Consider the following 20,296-nt stretch of genomic DNA (forward strand, 5'->3'; position numbering starts at 1 on the left):
CCTTATTCTTCAGAAGCAATACCGGCGGCCACACGGCGAGACTGAAGCGTTGCATACTTGATGCCGCGCTGCGCTGCGATGTCCTTCGGATGTACCTGGTGCTTCAGTGCGTCGAATGTTGCGCGAACCATGTTGTAGGGGTTCGAGGAACCGGTCGACTTGGCGACAACGTCCTGCATGCCGAGCGTTTCGAAAACGGCACGCATCGGACCACCGGCGATGATACCGGTACCAGCCTTGGCTGCACGCAGCAGAACCTTGCCGGCGCCGTGACGGCCATGCACGTCGTGGTGCAGTGTGCGGCCTTCGCGCAGCGGAACGAAAATCATTTCGCGCTTGGCAGATTCGGTCGCCTTGCGGATGGCTTCCGGCACTTCACGGGCCTTGCCGTGACCGAAGCCAACGCGGCCCTTACCGTCGCCAACAACGACGAGAGCAGCAAAACCGAAACGGCGACCGCCCTTAACAACCTTAGCGACGCGGTTAATCGCGACAAGCTTGTCGACGAATTCGCTATCGCGCTCTTCACGGTCGTTGCGCTCTTCGCGCTTTGCCCGTCTTTCCTGTGCCATTGTCCTGTTCCTTTTTCTTTTCCGGGTGCAATCGGCAAACTGAATAATGGACCGCCCTGCCCTTCCTAAAGAAGAACATCAGACGATCCGGTTTAAGCTGCGGAAAACCGCAATCTGCCCGGCTGACGGATCAGCCGGGCAAAATCTTGATCAGAACTGCAATCCGCCTTCGCGGGCAGCATCCGCCAGGGCCTTGATGCGGCCGTGATAGATGAATGCACCACGATCGAACACAACATCCTTGACGCCAGCCTTGACCGCACGCTCTGCAACGAGCTTGCCGACAGCAGCGGCTGCATCGATATTGGCGCCGCTCTTGAGCGAGCCCTTGAGGCCTGCATCAAGCGTGGACGCTGCAGCCAGCGTGCGGCCGGCAACATCATCGATCACCTGAGCATAGATGTTCAGGCCGGTACGGTGTACCGAAAGGCGCGGGCGACCATTGGCCACCTTCTTAAGTTGACGGCGCACGCGGCTGGCGCGACGCACAAGAGTTTCTTTCCTGCTAGCCATATCCGGTGCTCCTTACTTCTTCTTGCCTTCCTTACGGACGATCCGCTCTTCAGCGTACTTAACGCCCTTGCCCTTGTAGGGCTCAGGACCGCGGTACTTGCGGATTTCCGCAGCCACCTGGCCGACCTGCTGCTTGTCGATGCCGGTCACGGTGATTTCCGTGGGCTTCGGGCAAGCAATCGTAATGCCGTCCGGGGCTTCGTAAACGACTTCGTGGGAGAAACCGAGCGACAGCTGCAGGTTCTTGCCCTGCATGGCCGCACGATAACCAACGCCGTTGATTTCGAGCTTGCGCTCGTAGCCGTCCTTCACACCCGTCAGGATGTTTTCGATCATCGTGCGGGACATGCCCCACTTGGACCGTGCATCCTTCGTCTGCGAAGCAGGCGATACAACAACAGCGTTGTCTTCCATTTTAACGAGCACTTCGTCGTTGACGACGAACTTCAACTCGCCCTTCGGGCCCTTTGCAGATACCGTCTGGCCATCAACCGAGGCCGTCACTCCTGCAGGGACCTGAACGGGTTTTTTACCGATACGAGACATATTTCAAACCTGTCTGTTCGTTATGGAGACCTCTACCCTGCCTTAGAAGACAGAGCAGAGAACCTCGCCACCAACATTCTGTTCGCGAGCCTGGTGATCAGCCATCACGCCCTTCGGAGTCGAAAGGATAGTGATGCCGAGACCGTTCGCGACCTGCGGAATGGACTTGACCGAGACATAAACTCGGCGGCCCGGCTTGGAAACGCGGCCGATCTCACGGATCACGGAAGCGCCTTCATAGTATTTCAGCTCGATGGTCAGTTCCTTCTTGCCGTTATCAAAGGCAGTTTCGGAATAGCCGCGGATGTAACCTTCAGCCTGAAGCACATCGAGAACGCGTGCACGGAGCGTGGATGCCGGAGTCGTTACAGACGACTTGCGGCGAGCAGCACCGTTGCGGATACGGGTGAGCATATCACCCAAAGGATCAGTCATAGCCATGTGCCCGTCTCCTTACCAGCTCGACTTCACAACGCCCGGCACTTTGCCGAAGTTGCCAAGTTCACGAAGTGCAATACGAGACATCTTGAGCTTGCGGTAGTAACCGCGCGGACGTCCGGACACTTCGCAACGGTTGCGAATGCGGGTTTTGGAACCATTACGCGGCATGTCTGCCAGCTTCAGGGTTGCCTTGAAGCGCTCCTCGATTGGAAGCTCCTGGTTCTTGATGATCGCCTTCAGCGCTGCGCGCTTGGAAGCATCACGGGAAACCAGATTGCGGCGGCGCTTGTTCTTTTCAACTGCGCTGACTTTCGCCATATTCGTTTTCCTTCTCTACGCTTGCCGTTACGGTTACTGGCGGAACGGGAAGTTGAACTCTTTCAGAAGAGCCCGAGCTTCGTCGTCATTTTTCGCCGTCGTACAAACGATGACGTCCATGCCCCAGATCTGGTCAACCTTGTCGTAGTTGATTTCCGGGAACACAATGTGCTCCTTGATGCCCATGGCGAAGTTGCCACGGCCGTCAAAGCTTTTCGGGTTCAGACCGCGGAAGTCGCGAACGCGCGGAAGCGCAATCGTCACGAGACGGTCGAGGAACTCATACATGCGCGCGCCACGAAGCGTTACCTTCGCACCGATCGGCATACCTTCGCGGACCTTGAAGCCGGCGATAGAGTTACGTGCACGGGTGATGACGGCCTTCTGACCGGCAATTGCCGTCAGGTCGGACGCAGCATTCGAAGGCTTCTTCGAGTCGGCTGTCGCTTCACCAACACCCATGTTGATAACGATCTTTTCGATCTTCGGGATCATCATCTCGTTGGCGTAGGAGAACTTCTCCTGCATCGCCTTGCGGATACGATCGTTATATTCAGTCTTGAGACGGGGCTCGTATGCTGCCTTAGCCATCGATTACTACTCCCGAACGCTTTGCCACGCGAACCTTCTTGTCACCTTCAATCTTGAAGCCAACGCGGGTCGGCTTGCCGTCCTTGGGGTCGGCGATTGCGAGGTTGGACAGGTCGATGGAGGCTTCCTTGCGGACAATGCCAGCTTCCTGGGCCTGGGTCTGCTTCTGGTGACGGGTCACCATGTTCACGCCCTGAACGACCGCACGGCCTTCCTTCGGCATGACGCGAATAACTTCACCGGAGGAACCCTTGTCCTTGCCGGCGAGAACGACAACCTTGTCGCCTTTTTTGATCTTCTGCATCTGTCTCGTCCTTTACAGTACTTCAGGAGCCAGCGAGATGATCTTCATGTGGCTCTTGGCGCGGAGTTCGCGCGGAACCGGTCCGAAGATACGGGTGCCGATGGGCTCTTTCTTGTTGTCAACGAGAACAGCAGCATTGGTGTCGAAACGGATCACGCTGCCATCGGGACGACGGATGTCCTTGGCTGTGCGCACGACAACAGCCTTCATCACGTCACCCTTCTTAACGCGGCCGCGCGGAATAGCTTCCTTGACGGAGACAACGATAATGTCGCCGATGGAAGCGTACTTGCGCTTGGAGCCGCCCAGCACCTTGATGCACATGACACGACGTGCGCCGGAATTATCGGCCACGTCGAGGTTAGTCTGCATCTGAATCATGTCAGGTCGCCTTCTATTATTGACTGGAGCGGTTGGATCCCATCAGGGCCCCTACTCCAGCTTATGGACTGGATTCAAAACGCGTGCCTCGAACCGAAACCGAATTTCGGCCCACAAACACACCTTGTAGTTTCGCGCGGGAAAGATCTTGCCAAGGTGGTTTCCCCAAAAAGGACCTGCCTCGCGCGGAAAAGCAAAAGAACGCCCGATTCCCGAGCGTTCTGCGCTGTTAGCGCTGCTTCATACAGGTTTTTTCCCCAAACGCAAGTGGTTCAGGGGAAAAACCCGAAAAAGTCACTGGGCGGCAACAACCGTCCAGCGCTTGTCTTTGGAGATCGGCGCGCATTCCTCGATGGATACGGTATCGCCAACCTTGTACTGGTTGTTCTCGTCGTGCGCCTTATACTTCTTCGAACGACGAACAGTCTTCTGCATCAACGGGTGAGCGAAACGACGCTCAACGCGGACAACAACCGTCTTGTCATTCTGGTCGCTTACGACAACACCCTGCAAAATACGTTTAGGCATGGTCTTCTTCCTTTAGGCCTTGGCTTCAGCGGCCTTCTGGCCTGCAATGGTTTTGATGCGCGCGATATCACGGCGAACCTGCTGAATGCGCGAAGACTTCTCAAGCTGACCCGTTGCAGCTTGGAAGCGCAGGTTGAACTGCTCTTTCTTCAGCTTTGCAAGCTCGTCATTCAGCTGGTCGGCGCTCATTGCGCGAACTTCTGAGGCTTTCATTTCGCTCACTCCTTACTCTGCAATGCGCTGTACGAAGCGCGTCTTGACAGAGAGCTTTGCGGCACCGAGGCGAAGTGCTTCACGAGCAATTTCTTCGCTGACGCCATCGATTTCGAACATGATACGGCCAGGCTTGACCTTGCATGCCCAGTAATCAACAGAACCCTTACCTTTACCCATACGGACTTCGGTCGGCTTGGAGGTGACCGGAACGTCTGGGAAGATGCGGATCCACACGCGGCCGGCACGCTTCATGTAGCGGGTGATCGCGCGGCGGGCCGCTTCGATCTCACGTGCGTTCACGCGGTTGGGTTCCTGTGCCTTGATACCGTATTCACCGAATGCAAGCTCTGCGCCACCCTTGGCTACGCCATGGATGCGGCCCTTGAACTGCTTGCGGTACTTCGTACGCTTTGGCTGCAACATTTTATTTTATCTCCAACAGGCAACGGAAGACGGCTTAAGCGTCTTCGCGGCGACGGTTCGAGGAGCCGCCCTGGTTGTCAGTCTCGGTTGCACGGCGCTCGGAAGCCATCGGATCGTGCTCAAGGATTTCGCCCTTGAAGATCCAGACCTTGATGCCGCAAATACCGAATGCGGTTTCTGCTTCGGCAACACCGTAGTCGATGTCGGCACGCAGCGTGTGAAGCGGAACGCGGCCTTCGCGGTACCATTCGGTACGTGCGATTTCAGCACCGCCGAGACGGCCACCGCAGGTGATCTTGATGCCTTCGGCGCCAAGACGCATTGCGGACTGAACGGCACGCTTCATGGCGCGACGAAAAGCAACGCGGCGTTCCAGCTGCTGAGCGATCGACTGTGCAACGAGCGTTGCATCGATTTCCGGCTTGCGAACTTCAACAATGTTGAGGTGCGTTTCGGAATTCGTCATCGCAGAAATCTTGCGACGCAGCTTTTCGATGTCTGCACCCTTCTTGCCGATGATCAGGCCCGGACGTGCCGAGTGGATCGTGACGCGGCACTTCTTGTGCGGACGCTCGATAACGACCTTGGCGATACCAGCCTGCTTCAGTTCCTTCAGAAGATAGGCGCGGATTGCGAGATCTTCGTGCAGGAGCTCACCGTATTCACCGGCGTCTGCATACCAGCGGCTGTCCCAGGTGCGGTTGATGCCGAGGCGGAAGCCGATCGGATTAATCTTCTGACCCATTTAAGCGGCCTCCTCTTTGTCTTCGACTTCACGAACAACGATCGTGAGGTGCGAGAACGGCTTTTCGATGCGCGAAGCGCGGCCACGGCCACGAGCGTGGAAACGCTTCATGACGATCGACTTGCCGACATATGCTTCTGCAACGATCAGCGAATCTACGTCGAGATCGTGGTTGTTTTCCGCGTTCGCGATCGCAGATTCAAGAGTCTTCTTGACCTGGTCGGAGATACGCTTGCGCGAGAATTCAAGCTCGGCGAGCGCGCGGTCTACTTTCAAGCCGCGGATAGAAGCTGCAACGAGATTGAGCTTCTGCGGGCTGATGCGAAGCGTACGGGCGATTGCCTGTGCTTCGTTGTCCTTAAGCCGGCGTTCGGCTTTTGCCTTGCCCATTGTTACTTCCTCTTAGCCTTCTTGTCCGCGCCATGACCATAGTAGGTCCGCGACGGAGCGAATTCACCGAACTTGTGGCCAACCATTTCCTCGGACACGGAGACCGGGATATGCTTCTGGCCATTGTAGACGCCGAACGTCAGACCGACGAACTGCGGCATGATGGTGGAGCGACGGCTCCACATCTTGATTACTTCGTTGCGGCCGCCTTCACGAACCTTCTCAGCTTTCTTGAGAAGATAGCCGTCAACAAACGGACCTTTCCAAACTGAACGAGCCATTTCAGACTACCTCTCTTACTTCTTCTTCTGGTGACGCGAGCGCATGATGAACTTGTCGGTCGTCTTGTTCGAGCGCGTGCGCTTGCCCTTGGTGGGCTTGCCCCAAGGCGTAACCGGGTGACGGCCACCGGAGGTGCGGCCTTCACCACCGCCATGCGGGTGGTCAACCGGGTTCATGACGACGCCGCGAACATGCGGACGCTTGCCACGCCAGCGCGAACGGCCAGCCTTGCCATCGTTGGTGTTGCCGTGGTCCGGGTTGGATACGGCGCCAACAGTTGCCAGGCACGAAGCATGCACGAGGCGCTGTTCACCGGAGTTCAGGCGAAGGATCGCCATGCCCTGGTCACGGCCAACGAGCTGAACATAGGTGCCTGCAGAGCGTGCGATCTGACCACCCTTGGCCGGCTTCATTTCCACGTTGTGAACGATCGTTCCAACCGGCATGTTAGCGAGCGGCATGGTGTTGCCCGGCTTCACGTCAGCAGCGCCTTCAGTGGAGATGACCTTGTCGCCGACAGCCAAACGCTGCGGAGCGAGGATGTAGGCCAGCTCACCGTCAGAATACTTGACGAGCGCGATGAACGCGGTGCGGTTCGGGTCGTATTCCAGACGCTCGACCGTACCCTCAACGTCGAACTTGCGACGCTTGAAGTCGACCAGGCGGTAGGTACGCTTGTGACCGCCACCCTGAAAACGGGTGGTGATGCGGCCGAGGTTGTTGCGGCCACCCTTCTTGGACAGGCCTTCGGTCAATGCCTTGACCGGCTTGCCCTTGTGAAGGCCGGAGCGATCAACGATGACCAGCTGACGCTGGCTCGGTGTCGTCGGGTTGAAGTTTTTCAAAGCCATTGTTCTTTACCTCACAGTCCGGTGGTCACGTCGATAGACTGACCGTCAACGAGTGTGACGACTGCCTTCTTGACGTCCGACTGTTTGCCGGTGATGCCGCGGAAACGCTTTACCTTGCCCTTGCGGACGAGCGTGTTGACGGCCTTGACCTTCACGCCGAAGAGCGCTTCCACAGCAGCCTTGATTTCAGGCTTGGTGGCGTCCTTGGCGACATTGAATACGACCTGGTTCTGTTCAGAGACCAGCGTCGACTTTTCCGTGATCGACGGTGTACGGATCACATCATAGTGGCGAAGATCAGTCATTTGAACCGCTCCTCCAGAGCTTCAACTGCAGCTTTGGAAAGCACGAGCTTGCCGCGGCGCAGAATGTCGTAAACGTTGATGCCCTGAACCGGCAGAACATCGATATTCGGGATGTTCGATGCAGCGAGCTTGAAGTTGCTGTCCAGCTCGGCGCCGCCGATGATAAGAGCGTTATTCAGACCGAGACCTGCAAATGCACCGGTCAGTTCCTTGGTCTTGGCGTCCTTGGCAACCAGATCGTCGAGAACGATCAGGTCTTCAGACTTGACCTTGGCAGACAGCGCATGACGCAGAGCCAGGGCGCGAACCTTTTTCGGAAGATCGAAAGAATGGTCGCGAACCTTCGGGCCGTGAGCAGCGGAACCGCCACGGAACTGCGGTGCACGTGCCGAATGGTGACGAGCGCGGCCCGTACCCTTCTGCTTGTACATCTTGGAACCCGTGCGGGAAACTTCGCCGCGGGTCTGGGTCTTGTGTGTGCCCTGCTGCTTCTTGGCGAGCTGATAGCGCACCATGCGGGCCAGAATGTCTTCGCGGGGCTCCAGACCGAAAATCGCATCGGAGAGCGAAACGGTTCCGGCTTCTTTGCCTGCGAGCGTTTGTACTTTGAGATCCATCTCAGCGCGCTCCTTATTCTGCTGCCTGAGCGGCACGGAGACCAGCCGGACGCGGTGCGTTTTCCGGGGTACCGGACTTGACTGCATCGCGAACGAGGATCCATGCGCCCTTGGAACCGGGAACAGCGCCCTTCACGAGGATAAGGCCACGCTCTTCATCGGTCGAAACAACTTCCAGGTTCTGGGTGGTGACGCGCGTCTGGCCCATATGACCAGCCATGCGCTTGCCCTTCCAAACCTTGCCCGGGTCCTGGTTGGAACCAGTCGAACCGTGCGAACGGTGCGAAATGGACACGCCGTGGGTTGCGCGAAGACCACCGAAGTTGTGGCGCTTCATGGCACCGGCAAAGCCCTTACCCTGCGTGATGCCCGTGACATCTACCAGTTGACCTGCAACGAAATGGGAAGCCGTCAGTTCGGCGCCTACTTCGATCAGGTTGTCGGCAGAAACACGGAACTCAGCGAGTTTGGCCTTCGGCTCAACGCCAGCGGCTGCAAAGTTGCCGCGCATTGCCTTGGACGTGTTCTTGACCTTGGACTGGCCTACACCCAGCTGAACTGCCGTGTAGCCATTCTTGTCTTCTGTGCGCTGGCCTACCACCTGGCAGTTATCCATGCGCAAAACTGTTACCGGGATATGCTCACCCGCGTCGTTGTAGACGCGTGTCATACCCACCTTTTGTGCAATCACTCCTGAACGCATCGGTTCATTCCTTCCCTCAGGATCAAGCTTACAGCTTGATTTCGACGTCAACACCGGCGGCCAGGTCGAGCTTCATCAGCGCGTCAACTGTCTGCGGTGTGGGATCTACGATGTCGAGAAGACGCTTATGGGTGCGCATCTCGAACTGCTCGCGGCTCTTCTTGTCAATGTGGGGTGAGCGGTTGACCGTAAATTTCTCAATCCGTGTCGGAAGAGGAACCGGACCGCGTACGCTCGCACCCGTGCGCTTTGCCGTCGAAACGATTTCGCGCGTGGAGGCATCGAGGATCCGATGATCAAACGCCTTGAGGCGGATGCGGATATTCTGGCCGTTCATTCGACTTGTCCTTGTTGTGCTTTTCAACCAGCCACCGGCTGGTGACAAACCTTTGTTATTATTACCGGGTTCGCACGGGACTGCGCGAACCCGGAGATTAGTTGATACCGAATTACTCGATGATCGAAGCGACGATGCCGGCGCCGACGGTGCGGCCGCCTTCGCGGATAGCGAAGCGAAGCTTTTCTTCCATCGCGATCGGAACGATCAGTTGAACGTCAACGGTCACGTTGTCGCCAGGCATAACCATTTCCGTGCCTTCCGGAAGCGTCACGATGCCCGTCACGTCCGTCGTACGGAAGTAGAACTGCGGACGGTAGTTCGTGAAGAACGGCGTATGACGGCCGCCTTCTTCCTTCGTCAGGATGTAGGCTTCTGCCTTGAACTTCGTGTGCGGCGTTACAGAACCCGGCTTGCAGAGAATCTGGCCACGCTCAACACCATCACGGTCAACACCGCGAAGCAGCGCGCCGATGTTGTCGCCAGCCTGGCCCTGGTCGAGCAGCTTGCGGAACATTTCAACGCCCGTGCAGGTCGTCTTCGAGGTCGGCTTGATGCCAACGATCTCGATTTCTTCGCCAACCTTGATGATACCACGCTCGACACGGCCGGTCACAACCGTACCACGACCCGAGATCGAGAACACGTCTTCGATCGGCATCAGGAACGGCTGGTCGATCGGACGCTCAGGCGTCGGGATGTAAGCGTCAACAGCAGCCATCAGTTCACGAATTGCGTCTTCGCCGATCTTCTTGTCGCTGTCTTCAAGAGCAGCAAGAGCAGAACCCTTGACGATCGGAATATCGTCGCCGGGGAATTCGTACGAGGAAAGAAGTTCGCGAACTTCAAGCTCAACGAGTTCCAGAAGCTCTTCGTCGTCAACCTGGTCAACCTTGTTGAGGAACACGACGATGGCCGGAACGCCAACCTGACGGGCAAGCAGGATGTGCTCGCGGGTCTGCGGCATCGGGCCGTCAGCGGCAGAGCAAACCAGGATCGCGCCGTCCATCTGGGCAGCACCGGTGATCATGTTCTTCACGTAGTCGGCGTGGCCGGGGCAGTCAACGTGGGCATAGTGACGGGCTTCCGTCTCATACTCAACGTGTGCCGTCGAAATGGTGATGCCGCGCGCCTTTTCTTCAGGCGCCGCGTCAATTTGGTCGTAAGCCTTGAAGTCACCGAAATACTTCGTGATCGCTGCCGTCAGGCTTGTCTTGCCATGGTCAACGTGACCAATCGTGCCAATGTTTACGTGAGGCTTAGTGCGCTCAAATTTTCCTTTTGCCATCTCCGGCTCTCCATTCTTGCCTCGCCGTCAGGCGAGAAACTTTACAAAACGTTTAGGGTTGTATTCCAATCACTTCTGACCGGAATACTTTGCCTGAATTTCCTGCGACACGTTGGACGGTACCGGCGCATAGTGATCGAAGACCATCGAATACTGCGCACGACCCTGCGACATGGAGCGCAGGTTATCCACGTACTTGAACATGTTTGCCAGCGGCACGAATGCGTTGAGAACAACGGCAACACCGCGTGCTTCCTGCCCCTGGATCTGACCACGGCGGGAGTTCAGATCGCCGATCACGTCACCGACATATTCTTCAGGCGTTACAACTTCGACCTTCATCATCGGCTCGAGAAGTTGAGCACCGGCCTGACGGGCTGCTTCACGGAAGCAGGCACGCGAGGCGATTTCGAAGGCGAGAACGCTGGAGTCAACATCGTGGAATGCACCGTCGATGAGCGTTGCCTTGACACCCAGCATCGGGAAGCCAGCGAGCGGACCGGAAGACAGAACGCTTTCGATACCCTTTTGAACGCCCGGGATGTATTCCTTGGGAACAGCACCGCCGACGATCTTGGATTCGAAGACGAATTCTTCGCTGTCCGGGTTCGGTTCGAAGATGATCTTCACGCGAGCGAACTGACCGGTACCACCGGACTGCTTCTTGTGCGTGTAGTCTTCTTCGCGGGTCTTGGTGATCGTTTCGCGGTAAGCAACCTGCGGCGCACCAACGCTTGCCTCAACCTTGAATTCGCGACGCATACGGTCAACGAGAATGTCGAGGTGAAGTTCGCCCATGCCTGCGATGATCGTCTGACCGGATTCTTCGTCCGTCTTGACGCGGAACGAAGGATCTTCAGCTGCCAGGCGGTTGAGCGCGAGGCCCATCTTTTCCTGGTCGCCCTTGGTCTTCGGTTCGATCGCGATCTGGATAACCGGCTCAGGGAATTCCATGCGCTCCAGGATAACAGGCTTCAGCGGATCGCAGAGCGTGTCACCGGTCGTGGTGTCCTTGAGGCCAGCCAGAGCAACGATGTCGCCAGCGTAAGCCACTTCGATGTCCTCACGGGAGTTGGAGTGCATCTGAAGCATACGGCCAACGCGCTCGCGCTTTTCCTTGACAGTGTTCATCAGGGACACACCCTTTTCCAGCTTGCCGGAATAGATGCGGCAGAACGTGAGCGAACCAACGAAGGGGTCGTTCATGATCTTGAATGCGAGCATGGAAAGCGGCTCGGCATCATCGGCATGACGCTCGATTTCAGCTTCGGTCTTCGCATCGATACCCTTGATGGCGGGAACATCGATCGGCGAAGGCAGGAAGTCGACAACAGCGTCGAGCAACGGCTGAACGCCCTTGTTCTTGAAGGCGGAGCCGCAGAACATCGGGAAGAACTGAACGTTGATCGTACCCTTGCGGATCAGCGCGCGGAGCTCGTCGTTCGAAGGCATCTTGCCTTCGAGGTAGTTCTCCATTGCAGCTTCGTCGATCTCGACAGCGGTCTCGATGAGCTTTTCGCGGTACTCTTCAGCCTTTTCCTTCAGGTCAGCCGGGATTTCAACGACATCCCACTGAGCGCCGAGCGACTCGTCACGCCATACAAGCGCGTTCATCTCGATCAGGTCGACAACGCCAGCAAAGTCGCTTTCAGCGCCGATCGGCAGCTGCATCACAACAGGCGTTGCACCAAGACGGCTCTTGATCATGGAAACCGAACGGTAGAAGTCGGCACCAGTCTTGTCCATCTTGTTGCAGAAGATCATGCGCGGAACATTGTACTTGTCCGCCTGACGCCATACGGTTTCCGTCTGCGGCTCAACACCGGCGTTTGCATCAAGAAGTGCAATCGCACCATCGAGAACGCGCAGCGAACGCTCAACCTCAATCGTGAAGTCAACGTGGCCGGGGGTGTCGATGATGTTGAAGCGGCGCATGTTGCCGTCACGACCCTTCCAGAAGGTCGTGGTTGCAGCAGACGTGATCGTGATGCCGCGCTCCTGCTCCTGCTCCATCCAGTCCATCGTGGCAGCGCCATCGTGAACTTCACCGATCTTGTGCGACTTACCGGTGTAGTAAAGAACACGCTCGGTTGTCGTGGTCTTACCAGCATCGATGTGTGCCATGATGCCGAAATTGCGGTAGTCTTCGATTTTATATTCGCGAGCCATTTTGGGACTGCCTTCTTTCTCGGATTACCAGCGATAATGGGAGAACGCGCGGTTGGCGTCTGCCATCTTGTGGGTGTCTTCACGCTTCTTGACAGCGGAGCCACGGTTGTTTGCTGCATCGAGCAGCTCGCCGGAAAGGCGATCAACCATCGTGGTTTCGTTGCGCTTGCGCGCAGCAGCGATCAACCAACGGATAGCGAGGGCCTGGCGGCGCTCAGGGCGAACATCAACCGGAACCTGGTAGGTTGCACCACCAACACGGCGGGAGCGAACCTCAACGTGCGGAGCAACGTTTTCCAGAGCCGAATGGAACACGTCCAGCGGCGGCTGCTTTGCCTTGCCTTCAACGCTGTCGAAAGCGCCGTAAACGATGCTTTCAGCGACGGACTTCTTGCCGTCCAGCATGATGGCATTCATGAACTTGGTAACAACGAGATCACCGAACTTCGGATCCGGGTTGATCTCGCGCTTTTCTGCTTTATGGCGACGGGACATATTCTTCGTCTCTCAACTGTTGCTAACTGAACCAAGGGGCCGCAAAGCCCCTCGCCCAAAAATTCTTACTTCGGACGCTTCGCGCCGTATTTGGAGCGGCGCTGCTTGCGGTCCTTGACACCCTGGGTATCGAGAACGCCGCGGATGATGTGGTAACGCACGCCCGGCAAGTCCTTCACACGACCGCCGCGGATCATCACAACGGAGTGTTCCTGCAGGTTGTGACCTTCGCCAGGGATATAGCCGATGACTTCAAAGCCATTGGTCAGGCGAATCTTGGCAACCTTACGAAGCGCCGAGTTCGGCTTCTTCGGGGTCGTGGTGTAAACGCGGGTGCAAACGCCACGCTTCTGCGGGTTTTCCTGAAGTGCAGGAACCTTATTACGCTTAACCTGTGCCTGACGAGGCTTGCGGATCAGCTGGTTTACGGTAGGCATACAACCATCCCTTTAGACAATTAATCTCGTTGACCCTTGCGGGCGGAACCATTCGACTGTGCCTTCATGCGCAAAACGAGGCCGATCCCCTTTTTCCTCAAGGAGAAGGCCCGTCAAAAGCAGAGGACACCTTTTCAGGCGTCTTGCATGCAGCAATCGGTCTTCAGCGTGCTTTTTGAAACCCTGTTTGAAGCGAACTTCAGGGCGTGTCGCCCCGAAAAGCCTGACCTCACATTGGCTCCGATGGCGCGGGGTTTACTGCCTCCCCTCCCCTTCGTCAAGACCTGCGCGCAAATAATCTTCTGCGCGAACCCCGCAATTGCAGGCATTGGCAAGGATTTAGCCCGTGAAGGACGCCAAATTGGTCTTTTGGGGTGGTTTTCACGCTCGATCCCTATATGACTCGCATAAGAGCATTGCAATGACTGCCGGACTGAGGGAATGCGATTCCTTTCCGGCAAAGGAATCAGAGGACCCCATTCATGGAATTCCCCGACAACGATAACAAAGACGACTCACCGATGGTCTTCATCATCATCGGCAAGGCTTATATGCAGGAAGACGAGGCGATCGACATTCACGTGATGCTGGTCGCGCCCGATGATGACACTGCCGTGCGCAATGCGCTCAATGCGCTGGCCGAAGAAGGCTTCATCGAGGCCGAGCTTGACCAGATCGGCACGCTGGACGAAGAGCCGGTGGATGAACCCCATGCGTCTGCTTATCAGGGGGCCATCGAAGGCGAGATTGCCATCATCAAGTTTGATTAAAAGCGGCCGCATTGCATCTCAACGCATCGGCCCGCAGTTGGCGGGCTGATGGTCCTCAGTCGCTTGTGAGCCCTATGTAACCGGCGACTGCGCGAAACGCCCGTTCAGCAATTGCCTCTTCATCGCTCTCGCCGGCCAGTGCAGCAGCATCGACGATCCCGCGGGTCAGCGCAACCACGTCACGGGCCTTGATACCCGCATCGCTGATGGCGTTTTCAGCCAGCACCTGTTCCACTGTGGCAACAATCTTCAAGTTCAGTTCTCTGGCTTCGTCATTCAACGGTAGATGCTCTTCGGCATATTCCAGCTGGCGGGCAAGTTCCGGGTTGTTCATCTGATGGCGCGCAGCGCAGGCCACGAGCCAGCGCACGATCTGACCAAACGGCAGGCTGCGGCCAGCATCGGCTGTTGCGTGAATGTCCTCCAGAAGGGCCGCACGTTCGCGCCTTATCAAGGCTGTCAACATCGCCTCTTTGGAGGGGAAATATTGATAGAGCGAGCCGACGCTGAAGCCTGCCTTCTCAGCAATGCGATTGGTATTGAATCGCTCCAGTCCCTCCTCCTGCAAAATGCGAGCAGCAGCCTCCAGCAATGTGTCCACCGTGGCGGATGATCGCGTCTGATGCGGCTTCTTGCGGGGGTTGAGCCTTTCCGCCTTCTTCATTGCCATATGCGAGTCCCCGAATTGGCTGAGTGACCACATACTTTGCTTCTCTGCTGACTGCAAATTCAAGGAGGAATACATGTTCACTTGCAAGACGCCGGCACTCCCGTCCATTTCTATCGGGAAGCCTTTCTGTAAATTGGCAATCGTCACCATCGCATCGGCGGGCTTAGGCTCTGTGGTCATGGCTGCGGACAATTATACAAATCGCATCAACTATGTGCAGTTTCCAACGCTGGCTGAACCTTCACTCACGGTGTCCGGGCGCTTCGTCCGCCCTCCGGCACCGGTTACGGAGGGCAAGGCAATGCCCGCCGTCGTGGTACTTCATGGTTCGGGCGGTGTCAGTGTGCGCGAGGAAGCATATCAGGACGCGCTTGCAGAAGCCGGCATAGCGTCAATTGCAATCGACGAGTGGTTTCCACGCGGGATGGCCGGCGATGCCGCCGATCGGCCTCAGACGGTTATGGAAACGCTGCCGGACGTCTATGGCGCGCGCGCTTGGCTTTTGAAGCAAACCGACATCGACGCTACGAAAATCGGTGTTATCGGATTCTCCTTTGGGGGCGTCGCATCCATGCTTGTGGCGACGCACAAGTACAACGATCCATATGTGACCGAAGGTGCCGGCTTCAAAGCCTCCATCCCCGTCTACCCGGTTTGCTGGATCTACAACAAAGTGCCGGGTTACGATTTCAAGGATCTGACGGATACGTCCGTTCAAATCATCGTCGGCGCAGAGGACCAATACGACGACAGTGCAAGTGCCTGCCCCGACCTGGTAAAAACCCTCCCTCGATCAGAGCAGAATCGCATCGATGTTCTGGTGCTGCCAGGTGCGCATCACAGCTTCGACAAAAAGGGCGAGGATCGCGTGGGGGAAGATCCCTACAGCCACCGTGGCAAAGGTGGCAAAGTCGTTTTCAAATACAATGAGGAAGCGACCCGCCGATCAGTAGATAAAGTCATAGAGACTTTCAGAACTGCTTTCGACATACATTGATCTGAAGGCATATCCTTACCACAAGCAAAAAACCGCCGGAGTTGCCCCCGGCGGTTTTCATTCGATCATTCAAAACCTGGCTTATTCGCCCGCTTCGACTTCCTTGGCCATGTCGGCCAGCATCGGGGCTGCGTCTTCCGCACCTGTTCCCTTGCGACGCTCCTCGAGGATCATATCGTCGCGCGAGGTGGCGATGCGGCGGATCTGCGTCATCGTGCGGCCTGTACCGGCCGGGATCAGGCGACCCACGATGATGTTTTCCTTCAGGCCCTGCAGCGTGTCGGTCTTGCCGGCCACCGCTGCTTCGGTGAGCACCTTCGTCGTCTCCTGGAACGAGGCCGCGGAGAAGAAGGACGGTGTCTGCAGCGACGCCTTGGTGATACCCAGCAGAACCGGATCGCCGTAAGCGGGCTTCTTGCCTTCTTCGATGAGCTGGTCGTTGACGCTTTCCAGCTCGATACGGTCGACGTTGTCGCCGACGATATAGGTGGAGTCACCGGCGTCGGTGATTTCGACCTTCTGGAGCATCTGACGAACAATCACTTCGATGTGCTTGTCGTTGATGACCACGCCCTGCAGACGGTAGACTTCCTGGATTTCGTTGACGAGGTAGGAAGCAAGCGCTTCCACGCCCTTGATCGCCAGGATGTCGTGCGGTGCGGGGTTGCCGTCGAGGATGTAGTCGCCCTTTTCGATGTAGTCGCCATCCTGAAGGTGGAAGGGCTTGCCCTTCGGGATCAGGTATTCGACCGGTTCGACACCATCTTCAGCAGGCTCGATCATGATGCGGCGCTTGTTCTTGTAGTCGCGACCGAAGCGGATCGTACCATCGATTTCGGCGATGATCGCATGATCCTTCGGACGACGTGCTTCGAACAGCTCGGCAACACGCGGCAGACCACCGGTGATATCCTTGGTCTTGGCGCTTTCCAGCGGCACACGTGCAAGCACGTCGCCCTGGGACACCTTAGAACCCGGCTCAACCGACAGGATTGCATCCACGGACAGCAGGAAGCGGGCTTCCCCACCGCGGGACAATTTGGCAACTTCGCCCTTCTTGTCCTTGATGACGATGGCAGGCTTCAGGTCCGTACCACGCGGCGTAGACCGCCAGTCGATAACCTGACGCTTGGTGATACCGGTGTTTTCGTCGGCCGATTCCAGAACGGAAACGCCGTCGACAACATCTTCGAACTCCACCGTGCCTTCGACTTCGGTGAGCATCGGACGGGTGTAGGGGTCCCACTCGGCCAGACGCTGGCCGCGCTTGACCTTGTCACCATCGTCAACCATCAGCTTCGAACCGTAGGCGACACGCTGCGAGGAGCGCTCAACGCCGCGTTCATCCAGAATGGTGATCGCCATGTTGCGGCCCATGGCAACGAGGTTGCCATCGGAGTTGCGCAGCATGTTGCGGTTCTTGATCTGAACCGTACCTTCGTAGGACGCTTCCAGATACGAGCTGTCAACAACCGTTGCCGTACCGCCAAGGTGGAAGGTACGCATGGTCAGCTGGGTGCCCGGCTCACCGATGGACTGAGCGGCGATAACGCCCACAGCCTCACCCATGTTGACCGGTGTACCGCGTGCAAGGTCACGACCGTAGCAGACCGAGCAGACGCCCGTCTGTACTTCACATGTCAGTGCCGAACGGATGCGAACGGACTGAATGCCGGCCGCTTCGATTTCCGCCACATGCGGCTCGAGGATCATGACGCCGGCATCGACGATACGCTCGCCGGTCTGCGGGTTGTCGATGTCATCGAGCGCCGTGCGGCCGAGGATACGCTGACCGATCGAAGCCACAACCTGACCGGCGTCAACGATCGCCGTCATGGTGAGGCCCTTGTCGGTGCCGCAATCGACCTGGTTGACGATGCAATCCTGAGCGACGTCAACGAGACGGCGGGTCAGGTAACCGGAGTTCGCGGTCTTCAAGGCGGTGTCTGCAAGACCCTTACGGGCACCGTGGGTCGAGTTGAAGTACTCGTTCACGGTCAGGCCTTCCTTGAAGTTCGAAATGATCGGCGTTTCGATGATTTCACCCGACGGCTTGGCCATGAGGCCGCGCATACCGCCAAGCTGACGCATCTGGTTGACCGAACCACGCGCACCGGAATGCGACATCATGTAGATCGAATTCATCGGCTTTTGACGGCCGGTGGTTTCGTCGAACTCGACAGCCTTAATGCGGGCCATCATCTCTTCGGTGACCTTTTCAGTCGCCTTGCCCCAGGCATCGACAACCTTGTTGTACTTTTCGCCCTGGGTGATGAGACCATCATTGTATTGCTGCTCGTATTCCTTCACGAGTGCTTCGGTTTCGCCGACGATCTTCGCCTTCGCATCCGGGATCACCATGTCGTCCTTGCCGAAGGAAATACCGGCCTTACATGCGTTGGAGAAGCCCAGCTGCATGATACGGTCACAGAAGATCACAGTGTCCTTCTGGCCGCAGTGACGGTAGACCGTGTCGATCATCTTGGAGATGTTCTTCTTGGTCATTTCCTGGTTGCAGATGTCGAACGGCACATTGACGTTCTTCGGCAGAAGCTCTCCAATCAGCATACGGCCCGGCGTCGTCTCATGGATCTTGGAAACGGGATTGCCGTTTTCATCGACCGTCTTGAAACGTCCCTTGATCTTGGCGTGCAAGGTCACGGTCTTGGTTTCAAGCGCGTGCTGCAATTCGCCGAGGTCGGAGAAGACCATGCCTTCGCCCGGCTCGTTCTCGTTCATGATAGAGAGATAGTAGAGACCAAGAACCATGTCCTGCGACGGAACGATGATCGGCGCGCCGGAAGCCGGGTGCAGAATGTTGTTCGTCGACATCATGAGAACGCGTGCTTCGAGCTGGGCTTCCAGCGAGAGCGGCACGTGAACAGCCATCTGGTCACCGTCGAAGTCGGCGTTGAAGGCCGTGCAGACGAGCGGGTGCAGCTGGATTGCCTTGCCTTCAACCAGGATCGGTTCGAAGGCCTGGATGCCCAGGCGGTGCAGCGTCGGTGCGCGGTTCAAGAGAACCGGATGCTCGCGGATAACCTCGTCGAGAATATCCCAGACTTCCGGTTTTTCCTTTTCAACCAGCTTCTTGGCCTGCTTGACGGTTGAGGAGTAGCCCTTGGCGTCAAGACGGGCATAGATGAACGGCTTGAAGAGTTCGAGCGCCATCTTCTTCGGCAGACCGCACTGGTGCAGCTTCAGTTCCGGACCCGTCACGATGACCGAACGACCCGAATAGTCGACGCGCTTGCCGAGAAGGTTCTGACGGAAGCGGCCCTGCTTGCCCTTCAGCATATCGGACAGCGACTTCAACGGACGCTTATTGGCGCCGGTGATGACGCGGCCACGACGACCGTTGTCGAACAGCGCGTCCACAGATTCCTGCAGCATGCGCTTTTCGTTGCGGATGATGATGCCCGGTGCACGAAGCTCGATCAGACGCTTCAGACGGTTGTTACGGTTGATCACACGACGGTAGAGGTCGTTGAGGTCGGATGTGGCAAAACGACCGCCATCGAGCGGAACCAGCGGACGCAGGTCCGGCGGGATCACGGGAACGACCTTCAAGATCATCCATTCCGGACGGTTGCCCGATTCCAGGAAGTTCTCGACGATCTTCAGGCGCTTCATCAGCTTCTTCTGCTTCAGGTCCGACGTGGTGTCGGCCAGTTCAGAACGCAGATCGCCAGCGATCTTTTCCAGATCCATCGAAGCCAGAAGCTCATGGATGGCTTCGGCACCGATCATGGCCGTGAACTGATCTTCACCGAATTCATCGACGGCAATCATGTACTCTTCTTCAGACAGCAGCTGGTGCTCCTGAAGCGAGGTAAGGCCCGGCTCGGTCACGATGTAGTTTTCGAAGTAGAGAACGCGCTCCACATCCTTCAGCGTCATGTCGAGCAGCGTGGAAATGCGGCTCGGCAGAGACTTCAGGAACCAGATATGCGCCACGGGAGCGGCAAGCTCGATATGGCCCATGCGCTCACGGCGCACCCGCGAAAGTGTCACTTCAACGCCGCACTTTTCGCAGATGATGCCTTTGTATTTCATGCGCTTGTACTTGCCGCACAAGCATTCATAGTCCTTGATCGGCCCGAAAATGCGCGCGCAGAAAAGACCGTCGCGTTCCGGCTTGAAGGTACGGTAGTTGATCGTCTCCGGCTTTTTGATTTCGCCGTAGGACCAGGAGAGAATCTTCTCCGGGCTCGCGATCGAGATTCGAATGGAATCGAAGACCTGCGCAGGTGCCTGGGGATTGAAAAGATTCATGACCTCTTGGTTCATGTCTGTCTCCTTTGAGGCTCATCAAGAGCTCTCGGTTCACGGGTTGGCGGCGTTGATACCCGGGTGCCGCCTCTCCGCTTTTTTAAAAAGATGAGAAACGCGTGCGCCGATTTTATG

General features: G+C 57.1%; 28 protein-coding genes. 3 read left to right on the forward strand and 25 right to left on the reverse strand.

Annotated elements, in window-relative coordinates; genetic code table 11:
* Window positions 1-2: 2 nt before the first annotated feature.
* The 23 genes from rpsE to rpsL all read right to left on the reverse strand — a co-directional run bounded on the left by rpsE (window position 3) and on the right by rpsL (window position 13,452).
* A complete protein-coding gene (gene rpsE, locus NHF56_RS09120) occupies window positions 3-572 on the reverse strand; it encodes a 30S ribosomal protein S5 (RefSeq protein ID WP_252803580.1) in 570 nt (189 codons plus the stop codon).
* A gap of 150 nt (window positions 573-722) precedes the next feature.
* A complete protein-coding gene (gene rplR, locus NHF56_RS09125; protein ID WP_252803583.1) occupies window positions 723-1,085 on the reverse strand; it encodes a 50S ribosomal protein L18 in 363 nt (120 codons plus the stop codon).
* Window positions 1,086-1,097: 12 nt separating this feature from the next.
* On the reverse strand, window positions 1,098-1,631 hold the full coding sequence (gene rplF, locus NHF56_RS09130) for a 50S ribosomal protein L6 (RefSeq protein WP_252803585.1): 534 nt from the start codon (window positions 1,629-1,631) through the stop codon (window positions 1,098-1,100).
* 42 nt (window positions 1,632-1,673) lie between these two features.
* Entirely contained in the window at window positions 1,674-2,072 is a 399-nt protein-coding gene (rpsH, locus tag NHF56_RS09135) for a 30S ribosomal protein S8 (protein ID WP_252803587.1), read from the reverse strand.
* A 12-nt stretch (window positions 2,073-2,084) separates the two neighbouring features.
* Window positions 2,085-2,390, reverse strand: coding sequence for a 30S ribosomal protein S14 (gene rpsN, locus NHF56_RS09140; RefSeq protein WP_252803589.1), 306 nt, complete (start codon window positions 2,388-2,390; stop codon window positions 2,085-2,087).
* Between the two features lie 33 nt (window positions 2,391-2,423).
* Entirely contained in the window at window positions 2,424-2,981 is a 558-nt protein-coding gene (gene rplE / locus NHF56_RS09145; protein WP_252803591.1) for a 50S ribosomal protein L5, read from the reverse strand.
* On the reverse strand, window positions 2,974-3,285 hold the full coding sequence (rplX, locus tag NHF56_RS09150) for a 50S ribosomal protein L24 (protein ID WP_252803593.1): 312 nt from the start codon (window positions 3,283-3,285) through the stop codon (window positions 2,974-2,976). The genes rplE and rplX overlap by 8 nt, the downstream gene beginning before the upstream one ends.
* A 12-nt stretch (window positions 3,286-3,297) precedes the next feature.
* Complete coding sequence (gene rplN / locus NHF56_RS09155; RefSeq protein WP_252803595.1) at window positions 3,298-3,666, reverse strand: 50S ribosomal protein L14; 369 nt, start codon at window positions 3,664-3,666, stop codon at window positions 3,298-3,300.
* A 294-nt stretch (window positions 3,667-3,960) separates the two neighbouring features.
* A complete protein-coding gene (gene rpsQ / locus NHF56_RS09160; RefSeq protein WP_252803596.1) occupies window positions 3,961-4,194 on the reverse strand; it encodes a 30S ribosomal protein S17 in 234 nt (77 codons plus the stop codon).
* A 12-nt stretch (window positions 4,195-4,206) separates the two neighbouring features.
* A complete protein-coding gene (gene rpmC / locus NHF56_RS09165; protein WP_252803597.1) occupies window positions 4,207-4,407 on the reverse strand; it encodes a 50S ribosomal protein L29 in 201 nt (66 codons plus the stop codon).
* Between the two features lie 12 nt (window positions 4,408-4,419).
* The gene (gene rplP, locus NHF56_RS09170) at window positions 4,420-4,833 is read right to left on the reverse strand and encodes a 50S ribosomal protein L16 (RefSeq protein WP_252803598.1); all 414 of its coding nucleotides are present in this window, start codon (window positions 4,831-4,833) and stop codon (window positions 4,420-4,422) included.
* A gap of 34 nt (window positions 4,834-4,867) precedes the next feature.
* Window positions 4,868-5,578, reverse strand: coding sequence for a 30S ribosomal protein S3 (rpsC, locus tag NHF56_RS09175; RefSeq protein ID WP_252803599.1), 711 nt, complete (start codon window positions 5,576-5,578; stop codon window positions 4,868-4,870).
* On the reverse strand, window positions 5,579-5,968 hold the full coding sequence (gene rplV, locus NHF56_RS09180) for a 50S ribosomal protein L22 (RefSeq protein WP_252803600.1): 390 nt from the start codon (window positions 5,966-5,968) through the stop codon (window positions 5,579-5,581). It abuts the gene before it with no gap.
* Between the two features lie 2 nt (window positions 5,969-5,970).
* On the reverse strand, window positions 5,971-6,249 hold the full coding sequence (gene rpsS, locus NHF56_RS09185; protein ID WP_252803601.1) for a 30S ribosomal protein S19: 279 nt from the start codon (window positions 6,247-6,249) through the stop codon (window positions 5,971-5,973).
* A gap of 15 nt (window positions 6,250-6,264) precedes the next feature.
* A complete protein-coding gene (rplB, locus tag NHF56_RS09190; protein WP_252803603.1) occupies window positions 6,265-7,101 on the reverse strand; it encodes a 50S ribosomal protein L2 in 837 nt (278 codons plus the stop codon).
* Window positions 7,102-7,112: 11 nt separating this feature from the next.
* On the reverse strand, window positions 7,113-7,406 hold the full coding sequence (locus NHF56_RS09195; protein WP_252803604.1) for a 50S ribosomal protein L23: 294 nt from the start codon (window positions 7,404-7,406) through the stop codon (window positions 7,113-7,115).
* On the reverse strand, window positions 7,403-8,023 hold the full coding sequence (rplD, locus tag NHF56_RS09200; RefSeq protein WP_252803605.1) for a 50S ribosomal protein L4: 621 nt from the start codon (window positions 8,021-8,023) through the stop codon (window positions 7,403-7,405). Before rplD ends, NHF56_RS09195 begins: the two co-directional genes overlap by 4 nt.
* A 13-nt stretch (window positions 8,024-8,036) precedes the next feature.
* Window positions 8,037-8,726 (reverse strand): 50S ribosomal protein L3, encoded by a 690-nt coding sequence (gene rplC / locus NHF56_RS09205; RefSeq protein WP_252803606.1) that lies wholly within the window; start codon window positions 8,724-8,726, stop codon window positions 8,037-8,039.
* 28 nt (window positions 8,727-8,754) lie between these two features.
* Window positions 8,755-9,063 carry a 30S ribosomal protein S10 gene (gene rpsJ, locus NHF56_RS09210; protein WP_003547547.1) on the reverse strand — a complete coding sequence of 103 codons (309 nt, stop codon included), beginning with the start codon at window positions 9,061-9,063 and terminating at the stop codon, window positions 8,755-8,757.
* Between the two features lie 112 nt (window positions 9,064-9,175).
* Complete coding sequence (tuf, locus tag NHF56_RS09215) at window positions 9,176-10,351, reverse strand: elongation factor Tu (protein WP_252803607.1); 1,176 nt, start codon at window positions 10,349-10,351, stop codon at window positions 9,176-9,178.
* A 69-nt stretch (window positions 10,352-10,420) separates the two neighbouring features.
* Window positions 10,421-12,520 (reverse strand): elongation factor G, encoded by a 2,100-nt coding sequence (gene fusA / locus NHF56_RS09220; protein WP_252803608.1) that lies wholly within the window; start codon window positions 12,518-12,520, stop codon window positions 10,421-10,423.
* Between the two features lie 24 nt (window positions 12,521-12,544).
* Complete coding sequence (gene rpsG / locus NHF56_RS09225) at window positions 12,545-13,015, reverse strand: 30S ribosomal protein S7 (protein ID WP_252803609.1); 471 nt, start codon at window positions 13,013-13,015, stop codon at window positions 12,545-12,547.
* Window positions 13,016-13,080: 65 nt separating this feature from the next.
* The gene (gene rpsL, locus NHF56_RS09230; RefSeq protein ID WP_252803611.1) at window positions 13,081-13,452 is read right to left on the reverse strand and encodes a 30S ribosomal protein S12; all 372 of its coding nucleotides are present in this window, start codon (window positions 13,450-13,452) and stop codon (window positions 13,081-13,083) included.
* A 147-nt stretch (window positions 13,453-13,599) separates the two neighbouring features.
* Here rpsL and NHF56_RS09235 point away from each other — a divergent pair, with 147 nt between their 5' ends.
* Together NHF56_RS09235 and NHF56_RS09240 are read left to right on the forward strand one after the other, a co-directional pair.
* A complete protein-coding gene (locus NHF56_RS09235; protein WP_252803613.1) occupies window positions 13,600-13,854 on the forward strand; it encodes a hypothetical protein in 255 nt (84 codons plus the stop codon).
* Window positions 13,855-13,934: 80 nt separating this feature from the next.
* Complete coding sequence (locus NHF56_RS09240; RefSeq protein ID WP_252803615.1) at window positions 13,935-14,222, forward strand: transcriptional regulator; 288 nt, start codon at window positions 13,935-13,937, stop codon at window positions 14,220-14,222.
* A gap of 55 nt (window positions 14,223-14,277) precedes the next feature.
* On the opposite strand, the gene NHF56_RS09245 is transcribed toward NHF56_RS09240, so the two are convergent.
* Window positions 14,278-14,892: a TetR/AcrR family transcriptional regulator gene (locus tag NHF56_RS09245; protein ID WP_252803617.1), complete on the reverse strand. Its 615-nt coding sequence runs from the start codon at window positions 14,890-14,892 to the stop codon at window positions 14,278-14,280.
* Window positions 14,893-15,025: 133 nt separating this feature from the next.
* On the opposite strand from NHF56_RS09245, the gene NHF56_RS09250 reads away from it, so the two are divergent.
* The gene (locus NHF56_RS09250; protein WP_252803619.1) at window positions 15,026-15,889 is read left to right on the forward strand and encodes a dienelactone hydrolase family protein; all 864 of its coding nucleotides are present in this window, start codon (window positions 15,026-15,028) and stop codon (window positions 15,887-15,889) included.
* Window positions 15,890-15,970: 81 nt separating this feature from the next.
* Here the strand turns inward: NHF56_RS09250 and rpoC are convergent, their stop codons facing one another.
* A complete protein-coding gene (gene rpoC / locus NHF56_RS09255) occupies window positions 15,971-20,179 on the reverse strand; it encodes a DNA-directed RNA polymerase subunit beta' (protein WP_252803621.1) in 4,209 nt (1,402 codons plus the stop codon).
* Between the last annotated feature and the right edge of the window lie 117 nt (window positions 20,180-20,296).

Source organism: Rhizobium sp. L1K21, from assembly GCF_024055895.1.
In the GTDB taxonomy this organism is placed as follows: Bacteria; Pseudomonadota; Alphaproteobacteria; order Rhizobiales; family Rhizobiaceae; genus Ensifer_A.